General features: G+C 33.9%; 20 protein-coding genes. 18 read left to right on the forward strand and 2 right to left on the reverse strand.

All coding sequences use genetic code 11. The annotated features are described in order from the left end of the window. Positions 1 to 15 precede the first annotated feature (15 nt). The 18 genes from efp (at position 16) to hisIE (ending at position 15,979) form a co-directional block, all read left to right on the forward strand. Positions 16 to 582 carry an elongation factor P gene (gene efp, locus P178_RS0114665; protein WP_027066915.1) on the forward strand — a complete coding sequence of 189 codons (567 nt, stop codon included), beginning with the start codon at positions 16 to 18 and terminating at the stop codon, positions 580 to 582. A 34-nt stretch (positions 583 to 616) separates the two neighbouring features. Continuing rightward, entirely contained in the window at positions 617 to 1,552 is a 936-nt protein-coding gene (locus P178_RS0114670; protein WP_027066916.1) for a UDP-3-O-(3-hydroxymyristoyl)glucosamine N-acyltransferase, read from the forward strand. Positions 1,553 to 1,624: 72 nt separating this feature from the next. Next, the gene (gene sucD, locus P178_RS0114675; protein WP_027066917.1) at positions 1,625 to 2,497 is read left to right on the forward strand and encodes a succinate--CoA ligase subunit alpha; all 873 of its coding nucleotides are present in this window, start codon (positions 1,625 to 1,627) and stop codon (positions 2,495 to 2,497) included. 106 nt (positions 2,498 to 2,603) lie between these two features. Continuing rightward, positions 2,604 to 3,353, forward strand: a complete 750-nt coding sequence (gene fabG, locus P178_RS0114680; RefSeq protein WP_027066918.1) for a 3-oxoacyl-[acyl-carrier-protein] reductase — start codon at positions 2,604 to 2,606, stop codon at positions 3,351 to 3,353. 67 nt (positions 3,354 to 3,420) lie between these two features. After that, positions 3,421 to 5,448: a hypothetical protein gene (locus P178_RS0114685; RefSeq protein WP_027066919.1), complete on the forward strand. Its 2,028-nt coding sequence runs from the start codon at positions 3,421 to 3,423 to the stop codon at positions 5,446 to 5,448. Positions 5,449 to 5,458: 10 nt separating this feature from the next. Beyond that, positions 5,459 to 6,271 (forward strand): prohibitin family protein, encoded by an 813-nt coding sequence (locus P178_RS0114690; RefSeq protein WP_027066920.1) that lies wholly within the window; start codon positions 5,459 to 5,461, stop codon positions 6,269 to 6,271. Positions 6,272 to 6,505: 234 nt separating this feature from the next. Further along, positions 6,506 to 7,363 (forward strand): ATP phosphoribosyltransferase, encoded by an 858-nt coding sequence (gene hisG / locus P178_RS0114695; RefSeq protein WP_027066921.1) that lies wholly within the window; start codon positions 6,506 to 6,508, stop codon positions 7,361 to 7,363. A 97-nt stretch (positions 7,364 to 7,460) separates the two neighbouring features. Further along, entirely contained in the window at positions 7,461 to 8,747 is a 1,287-nt protein-coding gene (gene hisD / locus P178_RS0114700) for a histidinol dehydrogenase (RefSeq protein ID WP_027066922.1), read from the forward strand. Between the two features lie 43 nt (positions 8,748 to 8,790). Continuing rightward, on the forward strand, positions 8,791 to 9,837 hold the full coding sequence (gene hisC / locus P178_RS0114705; protein ID WP_027066923.1) for a histidinol-phosphate transaminase: 1,047 nt from the start codon (positions 8,791 to 8,793) through the stop codon (positions 9,835 to 9,837). 1 nt (position 9,838) lies between these two features. Continuing rightward, a complete protein-coding gene (hisB, locus tag P178_RS0114710; protein ID WP_036146926.1) occupies positions 9,839 to 10,981 on the forward strand; it encodes a bifunctional histidinol-phosphatase/imidazoleglycerol-phosphate dehydratase HisB in 1,143 nt (380 codons plus the stop codon). A gap of 32 nt (positions 10,982 to 11,013) precedes the next feature. Next, complete coding sequence (locus tag P178_RS0114715; protein ID WP_027066925.1) at positions 11,014 to 11,364, forward strand: four helix bundle protein; 351 nt, start codon at positions 11,014 to 11,016, stop codon at positions 11,362 to 11,364. Between the two features lie 60 nt (positions 11,365 to 11,424). Next, positions 11,425 to 12,006, forward strand: a complete 582-nt coding sequence (gene hisH, locus P178_RS0114720; protein WP_027066926.1) for an imidazole glycerol phosphate synthase subunit HisH — start codon at positions 11,425 to 11,427, stop codon at positions 12,004 to 12,006. Then, positions 12,006 to 12,428 (forward strand): GNAT family N-acetyltransferase, encoded by a 423-nt coding sequence (locus P178_RS22165; protein WP_036146930.1) that lies wholly within the window; start codon positions 12,006 to 12,008, stop codon positions 12,426 to 12,428. The genes hisH and P178_RS22165 overlap by 1 nt, the downstream gene beginning before the upstream one ends. Positions 12,429 to 12,431: 3 nt before the next feature. Beyond that, entirely contained in the window at positions 12,432 to 13,160 is a 729-nt protein-coding gene (hisA, locus tag P178_RS0114730; RefSeq protein WP_027066927.1) for a 1-(5-phosphoribosyl)-5-[(5-phosphoribosylamino)methylideneamino]imidazole-4-carboxamide isomerase, read from the forward strand. Beyond that, complete coding sequence (locus P178_RS0114735) at positions 13,153 to 13,668, forward strand: DinB family protein (RefSeq protein WP_027066928.1); 516 nt, start codon at positions 13,153 to 13,155, stop codon at positions 13,666 to 13,668. Before hisA ends, P178_RS0114735 begins: the two co-directional genes overlap by 8 nt. A gap of 22 nt (positions 13,669 to 13,690) precedes the next feature. Beyond that, positions 13,691 to 14,446, forward strand: a complete 756-nt coding sequence (hisF, locus tag P178_RS0114740) for an imidazole glycerol phosphate synthase subunit HisF (protein ID WP_027066929.1) — start codon at positions 13,691 to 13,693, stop codon at positions 14,444 to 14,446. 171 nt (positions 14,447 to 14,617) lie between these two features. Beyond that, positions 14,618 to 15,310: an aspartate/glutamate racemase family protein gene (locus P178_RS0114745; RefSeq protein WP_027066930.1), complete on the forward strand. Its 693-nt coding sequence runs from the start codon at positions 14,618 to 14,620 to the stop codon at positions 15,308 to 15,310. A gap of 60 nt (positions 15,311 to 15,370) precedes the next feature. After that, entirely contained in the window at positions 15,371 to 15,979 is a 609-nt protein-coding gene (gene hisIE / locus P178_RS0114750; RefSeq protein WP_027066931.1) for a bifunctional phosphoribosyl-AMP cyclohydrolase/phosphoribosyl-ATP diphosphatase HisIE, read from the forward strand. 46 nt (positions 15,980 to 16,025) lie between these two features. Here the strand turns inward: hisIE and P178_RS0114755 are convergent, their stop codons facing one another. Both P178_RS0114755 and P178_RS0114760 read right to left on the reverse strand, forming a co-directional pair. After that, a complete protein-coding gene (locus P178_RS0114755; protein WP_197026809.1) occupies positions 16,026 to 16,724 on the reverse strand; it encodes a DJ-1/PfpI family protein in 699 nt (232 codons plus the stop codon). A gap of 152 nt (positions 16,725 to 16,876) precedes the next feature. Then, complete coding sequence (locus P178_RS0114760; RefSeq protein ID WP_027066933.1) at positions 16,877 to 17,287, reverse strand: GNAT family N-acetyltransferase; 411 nt, start codon at positions 17,285 to 17,287, stop codon at positions 16,877 to 16,879. Between the last annotated feature and the right edge of the window lie 12 nt (positions 17,288 to 17,299).

Genomic DNA, 17,299 nt, shown 5'->3' on the forward strand with positions numbered 1-17,299 from the left:
TAATACATATTACGAATGGCTTCTACATCAGATATACGAAAAGGACTATGCATAAGATATAATAATGATATCTATAAGATTATCGAATTTTTACACGTAAAACCGGGTAAAGGTCCTGCTTTTGTGCGTACAAAGCTTAAAAGTGTTACCTCTGGTAAAGTGTTGGATAATACGTTTTCTGCAGGTCATAAAATTGAAGATGTTCGAGTTGAAACTCGTTCGTACCAATATTTATACCCAGAAGGAGATACATATCACTTTATGAATACTGATGATTACAATCAAATAACCCTTCAAGAAAGTTCTCTTGATGCACCTGGTCTTTTAAAAGAAGGTGAAGTGGTTAAGATCATGTTCAACACAGAAGATAGTATGCCATTATCTGTAGATATGCCTGCAAGTGTAGTTTTAGAAATTACCTATACTGAGCCAGGCGTAAAAGGTAATACTGCTACTAATGCTACTAAGCCGGCAACTGTGGAAACAGGAGCAGAGGTAAATGTTCCGTTATTTATCAATGAAGGAGATAAAATTAAAATTGATACCTCCAATGGTTCTTACATGGAGCGTGTTAAAGAGTAGTATGTATTTACTAATTAGAAACTAAGCAAGTCATTTGAAATTTCCGACTACTTTTTCATTAAAACAGATCGCCGATATTATATCAAGCGAATATGTTGGGCAAGATGATTTTCCTGTCTTTGGCATGAATGAAATTCATGTTGTAGAAAACGGTGATATCGTTTTTGTAGATCATCCAAAATATTATGATAAGGCCTTACAGTCTAAGGCAACCATAATTTTAATCAATAAAAATGTAGAATGCCCAGAAGGTAAGGCTTTGTTAATTTCAGATGATCCATTTAGGGATTTCAATAAATTGACAAGCTTTTTTCAGCCATTTGTTCCAAATAGTCAGACTATTTCTGTAACTGCTAAAATTGGAAAAAATACTGTAATACAGCCTAATGCATTTATTGGAAATAATGTAGTAATAGGTGATAATTGCCTGATATACTCTAATGTTTCTATTTATGATAACTGTATCATTGGAAATAATGTTACCATACATGCGGGTTCTGTTTTAGGTGCAGATGCATTTTATTATAAGAAAAGACCAGAAGGATTCGATAAATTGATTTCCGGAGGTAGGGTTGTTTTAAAGGATAACGTTGATATTGGTGCACTTTGTACTATAGACAGAGGTGTAACGGGCGATACAACTATTGGATTTGGTTCAAAATTAGATAACCAAGTGCATGTTGGTCATGATACCGTTATTGGCGAAAAATGTTTAATAGCATCACAGACTGGTATTGCAGGTTGTGTAATTATTGAAGATGAAGTAACACTTTGGGGTCAAGTTGGTACTGCAAGTGGTATTACAATTGGTAAAAAAGCGGTGATAATGGGGCAGACAGGTGTTACAAAATCGGTTTCCGGCGGTAAGAGTTATTTTGGAACTCCCATAGAAGAATCACGCGAAAAGTTGAAACAATTAGCATATTTAAAGAAGATTCCAGAAATAATTAAAAAAATGGATAATAAATAAGGCTGTTAATGCTATAAAATTCATTAACAACTTATATTTTTGTTCTATTAAAAAAATAAAAACTACAGTAGTATGAGCGTATTAGTAAATAAGGATTCCAAAATAATCGTACAAGGTTTCACTGGTAGTGAAGGTACTTTCCATGCCGAGCAGATGATTGAGTACGGTACTAATATCGTAGGTGGCGTTACTCCAGGTAAAGGAGGACAAGAGCATTTAGGAAAACCTGTTTTTAACACGGTTACCGAAGCTGTTGAAAAAGTTGGAGCAGATACAACAATTATTTTTGTTCCGCCTGCATTTGCTGCAGATGCAATTATGGAAGCTGCAGAAGCAGGTATAAAAGTTATTATTACAATTACAGAGGGTATACCAGTTGCCGATATGGTAAAGGTTGCCAACTATATTAAAAATAGAGATTGTCGTTTAATTGGACCTAACTGTCCTGGCGTTATTACTCCTGGTCAAGCAAAAGTTGGTATCATGCCAGGTTTTGTATTTAAAGAAGGTAACGTAGGTATCGTTTCTAAGTCGGGTACTTTAACTTATGAAGCTGCTGATCAAGTGGTAAGACAAGGTTTAGGAATTACAACCGCAATCGGTATTGGCGGTGATCCAATTATTGGAACTACAACTAAAGAAGCTGTTGAACTTTTAATCAATGATCCAGATACTAAGTGTGTAGTTATGATCGGTGAAATTGGCGGACAATTAGAAGCTGATGCTGCACAATGGTACAAAGCTAGTGGTAGCAAAAAACCAGTAGTTGGTTTTATCGCAGGTGAAACTGCTCCTGCTGGTCGTACTATGGGCCATGCTGGTGCAATTGTAGGTGGTAGCGATGATACAGCGCAAGCTAAAAAACAAATCATGAGAGATTGTGGTATTCACGTTGTAGATTCTCCAGCAGAAATTGGTTTGAAAGTAAAAGAAGTAATGGGTTAAGAACTCATATTTTTCATATAAAATCCCGTTTATAGCGGGATTTTTTTTAGCCTATAAATTAAACAAAAGGTATATTTGGTAAACATCGGTTTAAAATAACGGACTTATGAAATTATTAGAAGATAAAAATGTAATTATTACAGGAGCAAGTAGGGGTATTGGTATGGGTATAGCCCAAGTTTTTGCTGATCACGGTGCAAATGTTGCATTTACATATAGCTCTAGCGAAGCGCCAGCTCTTGAATTAGAAAAAGAATTGAAAGCAAAAGGTGTAATTGCTAAAGCTTACAAAAGTAATGCTGCTAATTTTCAAGAAGCTGAAGAATTGGTTGCAAAAGTTTTAGAAGATTTTGGTGGAAGAATCGATGTTTTAATCAATAACGCAGGTATTACTAAAGATAATCTGTTGATGCGTATGTCTGAGGCTGATTTTGATACTGTAATTGATATCAACTTAAAGTCTGTATTTAATATGACAAAAGCTGTACAACGTACTTTGTTAAAGCAACGTAGTGGTTCAATAATTAACATGAGTAGTGTTGTAGGTGTTAAGGGTAATGCCGGACAGACAAACTATGCTGCATCTAAGGCGGGTATGATTGGTTTTACTAAATCTGTAGCTTTAGAACTAGGATCTAGAAATATTAGATGTAATGCAATTGCTCCAGGTTTTATTGAAACAGAAATGACAGATAAGCTTGATGAGAAAACTGTACAAGGTTGGAGAGACGGTATTCCGTTAAAACGTGGTGGTTCTACTGAAGATATTGCTAATGCATGTCTTTATTTTGCATCAGACCTTTCTAGCTATGTAACAGGTCAGGTATTGAATGTTGATGGAGGTATGTTAACTTAAATCAAGATTAAAATACATTGGAATATTAATTATATATTACATATTTAGGTTCAATTTTAATTAATACATGGAAAGCAAAACGATATTGTACATTATTCTTGCTGCAATTGTAGCTTTGGGTATCGTTGTCTTTCAATACATTTATAAACAGAAGGCTAAAAGTAAAATCTATTTGCTTTTAGCCTTTTTACGTTTTGTTGGAATTTTCGGATTATTACTACTTCTAATTAATCCACAGTTCGCACAAAAAACTTATACATTAGAAAAACCTAATTTGGTGATTTTGGCAGATAACTCTACTTCTGTTGCTGAAAAAGGTGAAGAATTAAAAGAGATTATTTCAAAAATAAAGGCATCCAAAGAAATATCTAATAGATTTAAAATAGCAGATTACAAATTTGGATCTGATCTTAATATTCTTGACAGCCTTTCTTTTCAAGATAAAAACACCAACATCTATAAATCGCTTTCTTCTTTAAAAGATGTCTACGCAAGAGAACAAATGGTTGCCCTTGTACTTTCGGATGGCAATCAAACTATAGGTGAAGATTATAGTTATTTCAAAATCGACAGAAATAACACTATTTATTCAATGGTTTTAGGAGACACTACTAAATATAAAGATATTTCTGTAGGACCAATACAGACTAATAAGTATGCCTTTTTAAAGAATAAATTCCCATTAGAAACCTATGTTTCATATCAGGGTAACACTCCCGTTTCTGTTTCTGTATCTGTTAAAATGAATAGTAAAATAGTGCATAAGGAGAATTTAAAATTTAACGCCGATGTTAATTTTAAAACTATTGCTATTCAAATAGATGCAAATAGTGTTGGTATTAAAAAATTAGAAGTGGAAGTCTCTCAATTAGTTGAAGAGCGTAATATTAAAAATAACCGTAGAGCTACTAGTATTGAGGTGATTGATGAGAAAACTAAGATTGCTTTAATTTCGGATATTTTGCATCCAGATTTGGGAGCCCTTAAAAAAGCAATTGAAAGTAATGAACAACGGGAAGTTTCTATTTTAAAATCTAGTGCTAGTAATAGTGTTTTAGAAGATGTTGATTTATTTATATTTTATCAACCTACAGCTAAATTCAAACAATCTTTTGATTTCGCCAAAAGTAAAAATGCTAATACCTTTATAATTACCGGATCTCAAACAGATTATACTTTTATAAATAAATTAAATGTTGGTATTGAGATCGAAACAGGTTATCCGCAACAAGAAGTTTTTGGCTTATTAAACAATGCTTTTACCAAGTATGATATTACCAATTTTGATTTAACGGATTATCCACCTTTAGTAAGTGATGCAGGACCTATCTTAATCACATCCCCTTTTGAAACTTTATTGGGTACTCAAATTAAAGGATTAAATATTCAACAACCGTTACTGTCGGTAATTGACGAAAACGGTAGTAAAAGGGCAGCCTTAATAGGGGAGAATATTTGGAAATGGCGTGTACAAACGTATCGAAACACTAACGAATTTGTAAACTTTGATGAGTTTATTGGAAATTTAATTCGATACTTAACAAGTTCCAAAAACAAATCTAGACTCAATGTCGATTATGAAAAAGTATATCAGGGTAGTAATAATACAGTTATAACTGCCACATATTTTGATGAGACTTTTCTTTTTGATAAAAATGCAAAGGTTAGCATTAAAGTAACGAATACTGATACTCAAAAAAGTCAAATCAATCCAATGGTACTTAAAAATGGTTTTTTTGAAGCTGATTTGTCTAATCTAGTTGCTGGTGAGTATGATTTTGTTGTTTCTGTTGAAAAGGAATCAAAAATAGAAAAAGGATCATTTGTTATCTCTGAATTTGATATGGAAAATCAGTTTGTTTCTAGTGATAATTTAAAGATGGAAAAACTGGCGATTAATTCTGGCGGAAAAATATTTTATCCAGCTCAAATAGATGTGTTACTAAAGGATTTAAGTACTAACGATGCTTACGTTCCAACAGAGAAAAGCACTGAAAATATCGTATCTTTGATAGATTTCAAATTTCTTTTGGGAATCATAGTTTTTGCTTTCGCGGCAGAATGGTTTATCAGAAAATATAACGGATTAATTTAAATTGAAACGAATGGATAAGTTACCTAAGATTGCGCTACCCGCAATATTTATTTTTATTGTATTGATTATTGGAATATCAAAATCTACTGTTACCATCGACTCAGGTCAGGCAGGGGTTTTGTATAAAACTTTTGGTGGAGGTGTAGTTACCGATGAACCACCGATGGGTGAAGGATTTCATCTAGTTGCACCATGGAATAGAGTTACTATTTATGAAGTAAGACAACAAGAAGTTCTTGAAAGTATGAATGTATTATCAAGTAATGGTTTGGATATTAAATTGGAAGCTTCTGCTTGGTTTGAACCTATTCGTAATGATTTAGGGAAATTACATCAAGAAAAAGGGGAGGATTATATTCAAAGAGTTCTTTTACCTACAATACGTTCTGCGGCACGTTCAGTCGTTGGTCGTTATACACCAGAACAATTGTACTCCAGTAAAAGAGATGCTATTCAACAAGAGATTTTTGACGAGACTCAAAAAATTGTATCTGGTCAGTATATTCAATTGAATGAGATTTTGGTAAGAGATGTAACCTTGCCTCCAACAATCAAAGATGCTATCGAAAGAAAACTAAAGCAAGAGCAAGAGTCTTTAGAATATGAGTTTAGACTAGTTACGGCTAAGAAAGAAGCAGAAAAAGTAACAATCGAAGCACAAGGTAAGGCAGATGCCAACCGTATTTTAAGTGCTTCTTTAAATGACCAAATCTTAAAAGATAAAGGTATCGATGCTACATTAAAATTATCAGAATCGCCAAATTCTAAGGTGGTTATTGTTGGTGGTAGTGATGGATTACCTTTAATTTTAGGTAATAACTAAAACACGGAGTCAATTATTTTTGTTTCATTTTAAACTTTTGTTTTGTGAAATGGAAAATACCTTTTACTTTTACAGTATCATGAAAAATAGAACTACACATCATCATATTCATACACACGCTTAGGCGAGGTAGGAATGTATTGTAGTAGAACAACATATTTTAAAACCCGTTTGAGCAATCAAACGGGTTTTGTATTTAAATCTCTTTTGGTTGCCAAGCACTAAATTAAGAAAATGACTAAAATTAGAATTGCTATTCAGAAATCGGGAAGACTTAATGAGGAATCCCTTCAAATTTTAAAAGATTGTGGAATTTCCATTGATAATGGTAAAGACCAGCTTAAGGCATCTTCAAGAAACTTTCCTATGGAAGTGTTTTATTTGAGAAACGGAGATATACCTCAATACTTGAGAGACGGTGTAGTTGACATCGCCATAATTGGAGAAAATGTATTAATTGAAAAAGGAGAAGATATATCTATTGCTGAAAGATTAGGGTTCTCTAAGTGTAAGGTGTCTTTAGCTGTACCTAAATCAGTTAAGTATAATTCTGTTAAGGATTTTGAAGGTAAACGTATTGCTACTTCTTATCCAAATACAGTACTTAACTATTTGAAAGATAAAGGAGTTAAGGCAGATTTACACATTATTAATGGATCGGTAGAGATAGCTCCAAATATAGGCCTTGCAGATGCTATTTGCGATATTGTTTCTAGTGGTAGCACACTTTTTAAAAACAACTTAAAAGAAGTTGAAGTAATGTTAACTAGTGAAGCGGTGTTGGCAGTTTCTCCAAAGATTACTGCAGAGAGAAAGGAACTACTTGAAAAACTACAGTTTAGAATTCAATCGGTTTTAAGAGCAAGAGGGTCTAAATATGTTTTGCTTAATGCACCAAATGATAAATTAGATGGTATTCTAAAATTATTACCAGGAATGCGTAGCCCAACAGTTTTACCTTTGGCAGATGAAGGTTGGAGCTCTGTACACACAGTTATTAATAAAGATTCTTTTTGGGAAGTAATAGACGAGTTGAAAAAAGCAGGAGCAGAGGGTATTCTTGTTTGTCCTATAGAAAAAATGGTATTGTAATTAAGCTTTTAGCTATTAGCCTTTCGCTATTAGCTATTGTAAATGATTATTTTTTTGCCAAGAGCAAACAGCTTAAGGCTAATAGCTAGTTAAAGAAATGAACAAAATATATAATCCTAAAAGACAAGATTGGAAAGACGTTCTTATGCGCCCCACCCAAACTGTTGCCGATATTGAAGGATTGGTCAATACTATTTTTGAGGAAGTTAAGCTTGGTGGCGATACTATCTTAAAAAAGTATACCCAGCAATTTGATAAGGTGAACTTAGATAATCTTCTGGTATCACAAGATGAAATTAAGGAAGCAAAAGCTTTAGTTTCAGATGAGTTGAAATCTGCTATTCAATTAGCGAAATCAAATATAGAAGTATTTCATACTGCTCAGAAAACGGGTCGTGTTGAAGTCGAAACGACTGCTGGTGTTTCATGCTGGCAAGAAAAAAGACCTATTCAAAAAGTAGGTCTCTATATTCCAGGAGGTACGGCTCCTTTGTTTTCAACCATTTTAATGTTAGCTGTTCCTGCAAATATTGCTGGCTGTTCTGAAATTGTTCTTTGCTCTCCACCTGATAAAGAAGGGAAACTAAATCCTGCAATTTTGTATACAGCAAATTTATGTGGAGTTACTAAAATTGTAAAAGTTGGTGGCATACAGGCAATTGCTGGGATGACATTTGGTACAGAAACAATACCACAAGTATATAAAATTTTCGGACCAGGAAATCAATATGTAACCGTTGCTAAACAAATTGCAACTAAACATGGTGTTGCTATTGACATGCCTGCTGGTCCGTCAGAGTTGCTAGTAGTTGCCGATGATTCTGCAGACCCTGCTTTTGTTGCTTCAGACTTATTAAGTCAAGCAGAGCACGGTGTGGATAGTCAGGTTATTTTGGTTTCTACTTCTACGGAAATGATTAATGCTGTTGAAAAAGAAGTAGCCGTTCAATTGGAAGACTTACCAAGAAAAGAGATTGCTAGACAAGCTATTGCTAATAGTAAATTAATTTATGTGGAGAGCGACAAAGAAGCTGTCGACTTAATTAATGAATATGGACCAGAGCATTATATTGTTTGTGTAGAAAATGAAGATTTTTATATCGATAACACACAAAATGCGGGTTCAGTTTTCATAGGTAATTATACACCCGAAAGCGCAGGTGATTATGCTTCGGGAACCAATCATACTTTACCAACAAATGGGTATGCAAAACAGTATAGTGGCGTTAATTTAGACAGTTTCTTAAAAAGTATGACTTTTCAGAAGATAAGTGAAAAAGGGATTCTTGCTATTGGTAATGCTATTGAGTTAATGGCGGAGGCAGAAGGTCTAGAAGCTCATAAGAATGCAGTAACGCTTAGATTAAATAGCCTAAAAAAATAGAGTATTGTCCGGTCAAGCATAGTCGAGACCTAATTGTGAAGTAATGAGTTTCAATTTAGATAACATAACAAGAGAGAACGTTAAAGGATTAAATCCTTATTCTTCAGCACGAGATGAATATGTTTCAGACGGGTCTACAATGGTCTTTTTAGACGCAAATGAGAATCCGTTCGAGAATGGTGTGAATCGTTATCCTGACCCACAACAACGTGGTTTAAAAACGATATTGGCTGAACAAAAGGGAATTAAAGAAGAAAATATCCTTTTGGGCAATGGTAGTGATGAAGTTTTAGATTTGCTATTCAGGGCTTTTTGTGAGCCTAATCAGGACAATATTGTCACATTACCACCCACGTATGGAATGTACAAAGTACTTTCTGGAATTAATATGATTGAAAATAGAGAGGTTTTATTAACCAATGATTTTCAGCCTAATGTTTCTGAAATTAAAAAAGCTATTGATGAGCATACGAAACTGTTGTTTATATGTTCTCCAAACAATCCTACCGGTAATAGTTTTTCAACAAAAATTATTGAAGAGCTTTTAAATTCTTTTAATGGTTTAGTAGTTATGGATGAAGCTTATGTCGATTTTTCATCCGAAGAAAGCTGGGTGTCTAAACTTGGCGACTATCCAAATGTAATTATCACCCAAACCTTATCAAAAGCATATGGTATGGCAGGTATACGTTTAGGTATTTGTATAGCATCTACTGAAATCATTGCTGTCGTAAATAAAATAAAGCCGCCTTATAATGTAAATCAATTGACACAAGAGAAAGCAACTGAACGTGTTTTAGATCAAGAGACGGTTAAAAATGAGATAAATGAAATTTTAGTTGAGCGTAAAAAATTGATAGACGCATTAAAAACAGTATCGTTTGTTGAAGTAATACATGATACGGATGCTAATTTTGTTTTGGCAAAAGTGGATGATGCTACTCTTAGATATAATCAATTATTAGTAAAAGGAATTGTCGTTAGAAACCGCACTACACAACCGTTATGTGAGAATACCCTACGTTTTACAGTTGGTACATCAGAAGAAAATAATATGGTAATTACCGCTTTAAAAGCACTATCTAATTAATATGGAAAGTAAAAAAAGAGTACTATTTATAGACCGTGACGGAACTATAATAAAAGAAACAGTTGATGAACAGATAGATGCATTTGAAAAAATGATTTTTTATCCAAAGTCATTTACTTTTCTAGGTAAAATAGCTAAAGAATTGGATTATGAATTAGTCATGATTACCAATCAAGATGGTTTAGGAACCGATGTTTTTCCTGAGGACACCTTTTGGCCGGTACATAATTTCATTCTCAAATCATTTGAAAATGAAGGGGTTGTATTTGATAAGGTATTCTTAGATCGTACTTTTCCTCATGAGAATGCCGATACTAGAAAACCAGGTACTGGATTATTGACAGAATATTTTTCTGATGATTACGATTTGGAAAATTCTTTTGTAATCGGTGATCGATTAACAGATATGGAATTGGCAAAGAACTTAGGTTCTAAAGGTATTTTCATAAATGATGAGACCAATTTGGGAACTGGTGAGATTACTGTAAAACGAGATGAATTAGATAGTCACATCGCTATAGAGAGTAATGATTGGGAGAAGATTTATGAGTTCTTGAAATTGAATGACAGAACAGCTGAAATTCATAGAAAAACTAATGAAACAGATATTGCCATAAAACTGAACTTAGACGGTACTGGTAAGAGTGATATTAAAACCGGATTGGCATTCTTTGATCATATGTTAGATCAGTTAGCGCGTCATGGGCAAATGGATTTAATGATAAAGGTTAATGGTGATTTGGAAGTTGATGAACACCATACTATCGAAGATACCGGTATAGCACTTGGAGAAGTATTTCATGCTGCACTAGGTAATAAATTGGGTATTGAGCGTTACGGTTTCTGTTTACCAATGGATGATTGTTTAGCGCAATCTGCCATTGATTTCGGAGGCAGAAATTGGCTAGTATGGGATGCAGACTTTAAACGTGAAATGGTAGGGGATATGCCAACAGAAATGTTTCATCATTTCTTTAAATCATTCACTGATGGCGCCAAAGCAAATTTGAACATTAAAGCAGAAGGCACCAATGAACATCATAAGATTGAAGCTATTTTTAAGGCTTTTGCAAAGAGCATAAAAATGTCTGTTAAAAGAGATGTTGAAAAAATGGTGTTGCCAAGTACAAAAGGAGTATTATAAGGTACGAGGTGTGAAGTTAAAAGTACAAAGTAATGCAAGATTTAAAAAAACGAACTAAACAATTTGCAATTGATTGCTGGGTGTTCTGTAAACATGTTCCAAGATCAAGGGAGTTAGATGCTTGGGTAAGACAATTAATTAGGTGTTCTAGTTCTGTTGGTGCAAATTATCGAGCTTCGCAAAGAGCAAAATCTACCGCTGATTTTATAAATAAACTAAAGATTGTTGAAGAGGAAATTGATGAATCTGCATATTGGTTAGAATTGTTTTTAGAAGTTAATTCTGAAAGAAAAGAAGAAATAGACAAATTGCACAGTGAGGCTAAAGAACTTTTAGCAGTAATCGTTGCCTCGATAAAAACGTCAAGAGCAAATAGAATGTAAAGAAATGAAAAATACGATAAACACCTTGTACTTTGTACTTTTAACCTTGTATCTGAGCTTATGAAAATTGTAATCATAAATTACGGAGCAGGAAATATACAAAGCATCAAATTTGCCATAAAACGCCTGGGATACGAGGCTATTTTAAGTAATGATGTAACTGAAATACAACATGCTGATAAAGTTATATTCCCAGGAGTTGGTGAGGCGAGTAGCGCAATGCACAAACTTCATGATAGCGGTTTAGATACACTCATTCCGACTTTAACGCAACCTGTTTTAGGTATTTGCTTAGGCATGCAGCTAATGTGTCACTCCTCTGAAGAAGGTAATACTACCGGATTAGGGATTTTTGATGTTGATGTTATTAAATTTGAAGACACTGTTAAGGTTCCTCAAATTGGTTGGAATCAGATTACAAACTTAAAATCTACTTTGTTTAAAGATATAGAGGAAAAAGAACATATTTACCTGGTACATAGTTTCTATGCACCATTGTGCGATGAAACTATCGCAGAATGTTCTTATGGAGTTGATTATAGTGCAGCTTTACAAAAAGATAATTTCTATGGTACTCAATTTCACCCTGAAAAGAGTAGTGATGTTGGGCAGCGAATTCTAGAGAATTTTTTAAAAATGTAATGGAGCAAAATTATTTTATTTCAACTGATAAAAACCTTTTGAACGTAGATGCAATTCAACAGTTTATTGCTAATTCATATTGGGGTGATAATAGAACATTAGAAGAAGTAAAAACAACGATTGAAAACTCTTACTGTTTTGGAATATATACACTTAAAAATGAACAAATTGGCTTTGCTAGGGTAGTTACCGATTATATTTACTTTGGATATTTCATGGATGTGATTATTCTAGATAAATTTCAAGGTCAAGGTTATGGTAAGATTTTGGTGAAAGCGATATTAGAAGATACTACCATTAAAAAGCTTAAAACATTAGCATTAAAAACTAAGGATGCCCATTTGTTGTATGAGCGTTTCGGATTTAATAAAATAGGAGATTCACCATTGTGGATGTCTGTTGATAAACAAATTTTAGATTAAAGAATGAGAATTATTCCTGCTATAGATATCATTGATGGTAAATGTGTACGTCTTTCAAAAGGTGATTACGATACTAAGAAGATATATAATGAAAACCCTTTAGAAGTAGCCAAAGAATTTGAGGCACACGGTATTATGCACTTGCACTTAGTAGATTTAGATGGTGCAAAATCTAAACATATCGTCAATCATAAAGTTTTAGAAAAGATAGCCTCGCAAACCGGTTTACAAATTGATTTTGGTGGTGGTTTAAGAACTGATGATGATTTACGTATTGCTTTTGAAAGTGGAGCAAAACAAATTACAGGTGGTAGTATCGCTGTAAAAGATTCAGATACTTTTATTGGATGGATTGAAAAGCATGGTGCGGATAAAATTATTCTTGGCGCTGATGCTATGGATGAAAAAGTAGCGGTTTCTGGATGGCAAGAAGAATCTAAAGAACTGCTTATCCCATTTATACAAGGGTATCAAGAAAAAGGTATTACTTATGTAATTTGCACTGATATCAGTAAAGATGGTATGTTAGAAGGTCCGTCGTTTGAATTATACAAACGTATTTTAGAGCAGACCAATGATTTAAAGCTAATTGCTTCCGGAGGTATTTCTACTTTTGATGAGCTGCCTAAATTAGCCGAAATGGGTTGTGAAGGTACAATCATAGGCAAAGCTATTTATGAAAATAGAATCAGTTTAAAACAATTGGAATCATATATTTTAAGCAATGGATAAAGAAGCTCGCTTAGTGGAGGAAATCGTTGAGAATGCGTTGTACAGAATGGATGAAAGTACACGCATGATTAAAAAGAGCCTTGCAGAAATTTCAGAAGATGAAGTTTGGCAAAAACCTAATCCTTCATTGAATAGTATGGCTAATCTCATTTTACACCTATGTGGTAATATGACGCAATATGTGATTTCTTCCATAGGCGAAATTGATGATAATAGAAATCGAGATGCCGAGTTTTCTGTTGGTTCAGGACTAACGAAAGGGGAGTTATTACATAAATTAGAAGATACGGTAGACTCCGTAAAACGTGTCATTTTTGATTCAACAGCTGATAAGTTGACAAAAGTGAGGTCTGTACAAGGAATGTCTTTTTCTGGAGTTGGTGCAATTATGCATGCGGTTGAGCATTACTCATACCATACCGGTCAGATTGCTTTTTATGTGAAACTGATTAAAGAAAAGGATTTAGGATTTTATGACGGAGTCGATTTGAATATTAAAAATGAGTAGTTAGTACTTAATACTAAGAAATATGCTTGCTAAGAGAATAATACCTTGTTTAGATATAAAAGACGGTAGAACTGTAAAAGGTGTCAACTTCGTCGATTTAAGAGATGCTGGAGACCCTGTTGAACTTGCTGAGATTTACAGTAAAGAAGGGGCAGATGAGCTGGTTTTTCTAGATATATCTGCAACAGAGCAGAAACGTAAAACGTTAGCAGATTTGGTTTTCCGAGTAGCGGAAAAAGTAAATATACCCTTTACTGTTGGTGGCGGAATTTCTTCTGTTGAAGATGTAGATGTGCTGCTTCAAAATGGGGCAGATAAGGTTTCAGTTAATTCATCTGCTGTAAAGAATCCACAGTTGATTAATGATTTGGTTGCTAAATTCGGATCGCAGTGTATCGTTGTTGCTATTGATGCTAAACAGATAAATGGCGAATGGATTGTTCATTTGGTTGGAGGAAAAGTACCTACCGAACGTAAATTGTTTGAGTGGGCAAAAGAAGTGGAAGAGCGCGGAGCTGGAGAAATCTTGTTTACCTCAATGGATAATGATGGTACCAAAGACGGATTCGCAAATGAAGCATTGGCAAAATTGTCAACGGATTTAAATATACCTATAATTGCTTCTGGCGGTGCTGGTAATAAACAACACTTTACCGATACCTTTATAGATGGTAAGGCAGATGCTGCTTTGGCTGCTAGTGTTTTTCATTTTAAGGAAATTGGTATTCAAGAACTGAAGAAGGAGTTAAGGGATAATGGAATTCCAGTACGGATTTAGAATTACTACGCAGTAATAGTGGGAAGTTTGCAGTAGCAGTTGCTGCGTTCAGTTTGGAGATTTAATTACTCCAATGTTTTATTAATCGCTGGTAGAGATTGGAACACTTTAATCGAACGGATAATATAGCTTGATATAAATAGAACGGAAGAACGAACAAATAATAAAGCAATGAAGAAAATTGGATTAATAGGTGGTATTACTTGGCAGTCTACTCAACTATATTATCAATTATTAAACACTAAAGTATCCGAAGAATTAGGCGGACAAAGCTCTTGTGAATGTATTATTGAATCTGTTAATTTTGCCGATATCTCTGCTAAACAAGCAAAAAGTGATTGGCAAGCATTACATGCTCAAATGACAGATATTGCTGTTCGATTAGAAAATGCTGGTGCAGAAGTTATTCTCATTTGTGCCAATACCATGCATTTAAGTGTACCATCAATTAAGGAGAAAATTACCGTTCCTTTACTACATATTGCTGAAGTAGCCGGTAAAGTGGTGAAAGAAAGGGGATTTCAAAAAGTACTGTTATTGGGTACTAAGTATACTATGGAACTTGATTTCTATAAAGATATTCTAAAGAACCAATTTGGTATCGAAGTTATGGTACCCAATACAGAGGACCGCGAAATAGTACATACTATTATCTATTCAGAATTATCTAAAGGAATCATATCCAACGAATCTAAACAACACTATTTAGACATCATAAAAAAGTCTGAAAAAGATGGTGCAGAAGGCGTGATTTTAGGATGTACCGAAATACCTTTGCTAATTCAGCAAGAAGATTGTGATATTGCGGTTGTTGATACAACCAAAGAACATGCCTATGCTGCTGTAGAATTTGCAATTAACTAGTATTCAGTATACAGAGTTAGCTTTTAGTAAAACATAGAATTGAAATTGAATAAAAAGAATATGAAGTTTAATACACCAAACTGGGAGAAAATGAGTGACGGATTAGTACCTGCAATCATACAAGATGCACGTACTAAAAACGTATTAATGCTTGGGTACATGAATGCTGACGCATTAGAAAAAACTACACAAACTGGTAAGGTTACTTTTTTTAGTCGCTCTAAGCAGCGCTTATGGACCAAAGGTGAAGAAAGTGGAAATTTTCTAAACTTAGTTTCTATTAAGAATGACTGTGATGACGATTCTCTTTTAATTACTGTTAATCCTGTGGGTCCTACATGCCATAATGGTACAGATACATGTTGGAATGAAGAAAATAACTCACAATTCGGATTCTTTACTGAACTAGAAGATACAATCAAAGAAAGAAAAACATCTGCTGACGATAGTAAATCTTATGTTGCTTCTTTATTTAAAAAAGGAATCAATAAAATTGCACAGAAAGTAGGGGAGGAAGCCGTTGAAACGGTGATTGAAGCTATGGATGATAATGATGAATTATTCTTGTACGAGAGTGCTGATTTATTATTTCACTACTTAATGCTGTTACAGGCAAAAGGATTTACGCTTAAAGATATTGAAGCAGAATTAATGAAAAGGAAGAAGTAGATGTCATAAGTTCAAATGATACGTTAACTGCTTTTCATGCAGTTTATCATTCTGCAGTAAACGTATCATTGTCCTTGTCTTCTATCCAATTGTATTCTATTTCCCAAGCTACATTTCTAGCGAAATCTAAACCGTGTCGGTCGGCTAAAAATCCTAAAGCCATATCCATACCTGCACTTACACCTGAAGAAGTATAATAATTTTCGTCTACCTTCCAACGAGCTTCTTTATCCCATTGCACCTCTGGTCCGTTGGTAACGACCCATGCAAATGCACGTTTGTTTGAAGTAGCCTTCCTTTTGTCTAAAAGTCCTGTTTTTGCCAAGAGCGCACTTCCTGTACATACGGTCATTACATATGTGCTAGATAGGCTTATATCTTTAATAGAAGTTATTAGCTTATCGTTATTTACTTCTAATCTTGTTCCTAAACCACCAGGGATCAAAAAGGCAAATGGCTTCTTATTGATATCTGCTAGTTTTTCTGTCATGATAGGGACTTGATGTCTATTGGTCACAATACCACCTTCTAGTGAATAGAATTTTAAAGTATATAAGTCGGTTAATCGTCCAAATATTTCAGCAGGTCCAAATACATCAAGGGTTTCATAATTGTCGAAAAGCAAGAATGCAATTTCTTCTTTTTCAGTTGAACTCATTTGGCTGGAATTTTCTTGGGCAGTTACACTTGAACTGAGAATTAATACAACTAATATCGACTTTATAAGCTTAGTAAATATTTGCATAACTGCTATTTAAATTATGATCAAAGAGAAAACTTTTGTTCTAAAATAAGATAATATTTAAATGATTCTAACGGATTACTTCTTGATGTAAGTAATTTTTGGCATTATTATCAATACCATAAAAAAATGACAAAATTTTCAGAAATAAGTTATTAAAATATCCGTTCCATGATTTCATAATCTACCTCGCCTTTTGCAAAAATGATGTTAGTAGCTACCAAACCAAACTTCCTATAAAATTCAGATTTGTTTCTTCTGGCATTACACCAAATTCTTTTTAATGATTGCTTATCGGCAATTTGCATAATTTCATTTAGAAGTATACTGCCATATCCTTTGCCTTGGTAATTTTCTAATGTAGCAAATTTTCTAAATTGAGCCTCTCCGTCATTAATAAATAAAGAGATTACCGAAATTAATTTTTTATCTAAAAAAAGTCCGAAATGTAGACCTTCATTGTCATTTGGCAGTTTTACGTAGTCAATTGATTTATTAGGCCACATTACCTGATGTCTAATGGGTAATGTTTCATCGGCTGTTATCTCAATTATTTTTGTGGTCATGAATAGTATAGT

The organism is Maribacter sp. Hel_I_7 (assembly GCF_000688315.1).
GTDB classification, from domain to species: domain Bacteria; phylum Bacteroidota; class Bacteroidia; order Flavobacteriales; family Flavobacteriaceae; genus Maribacter; species Maribacter stanieri.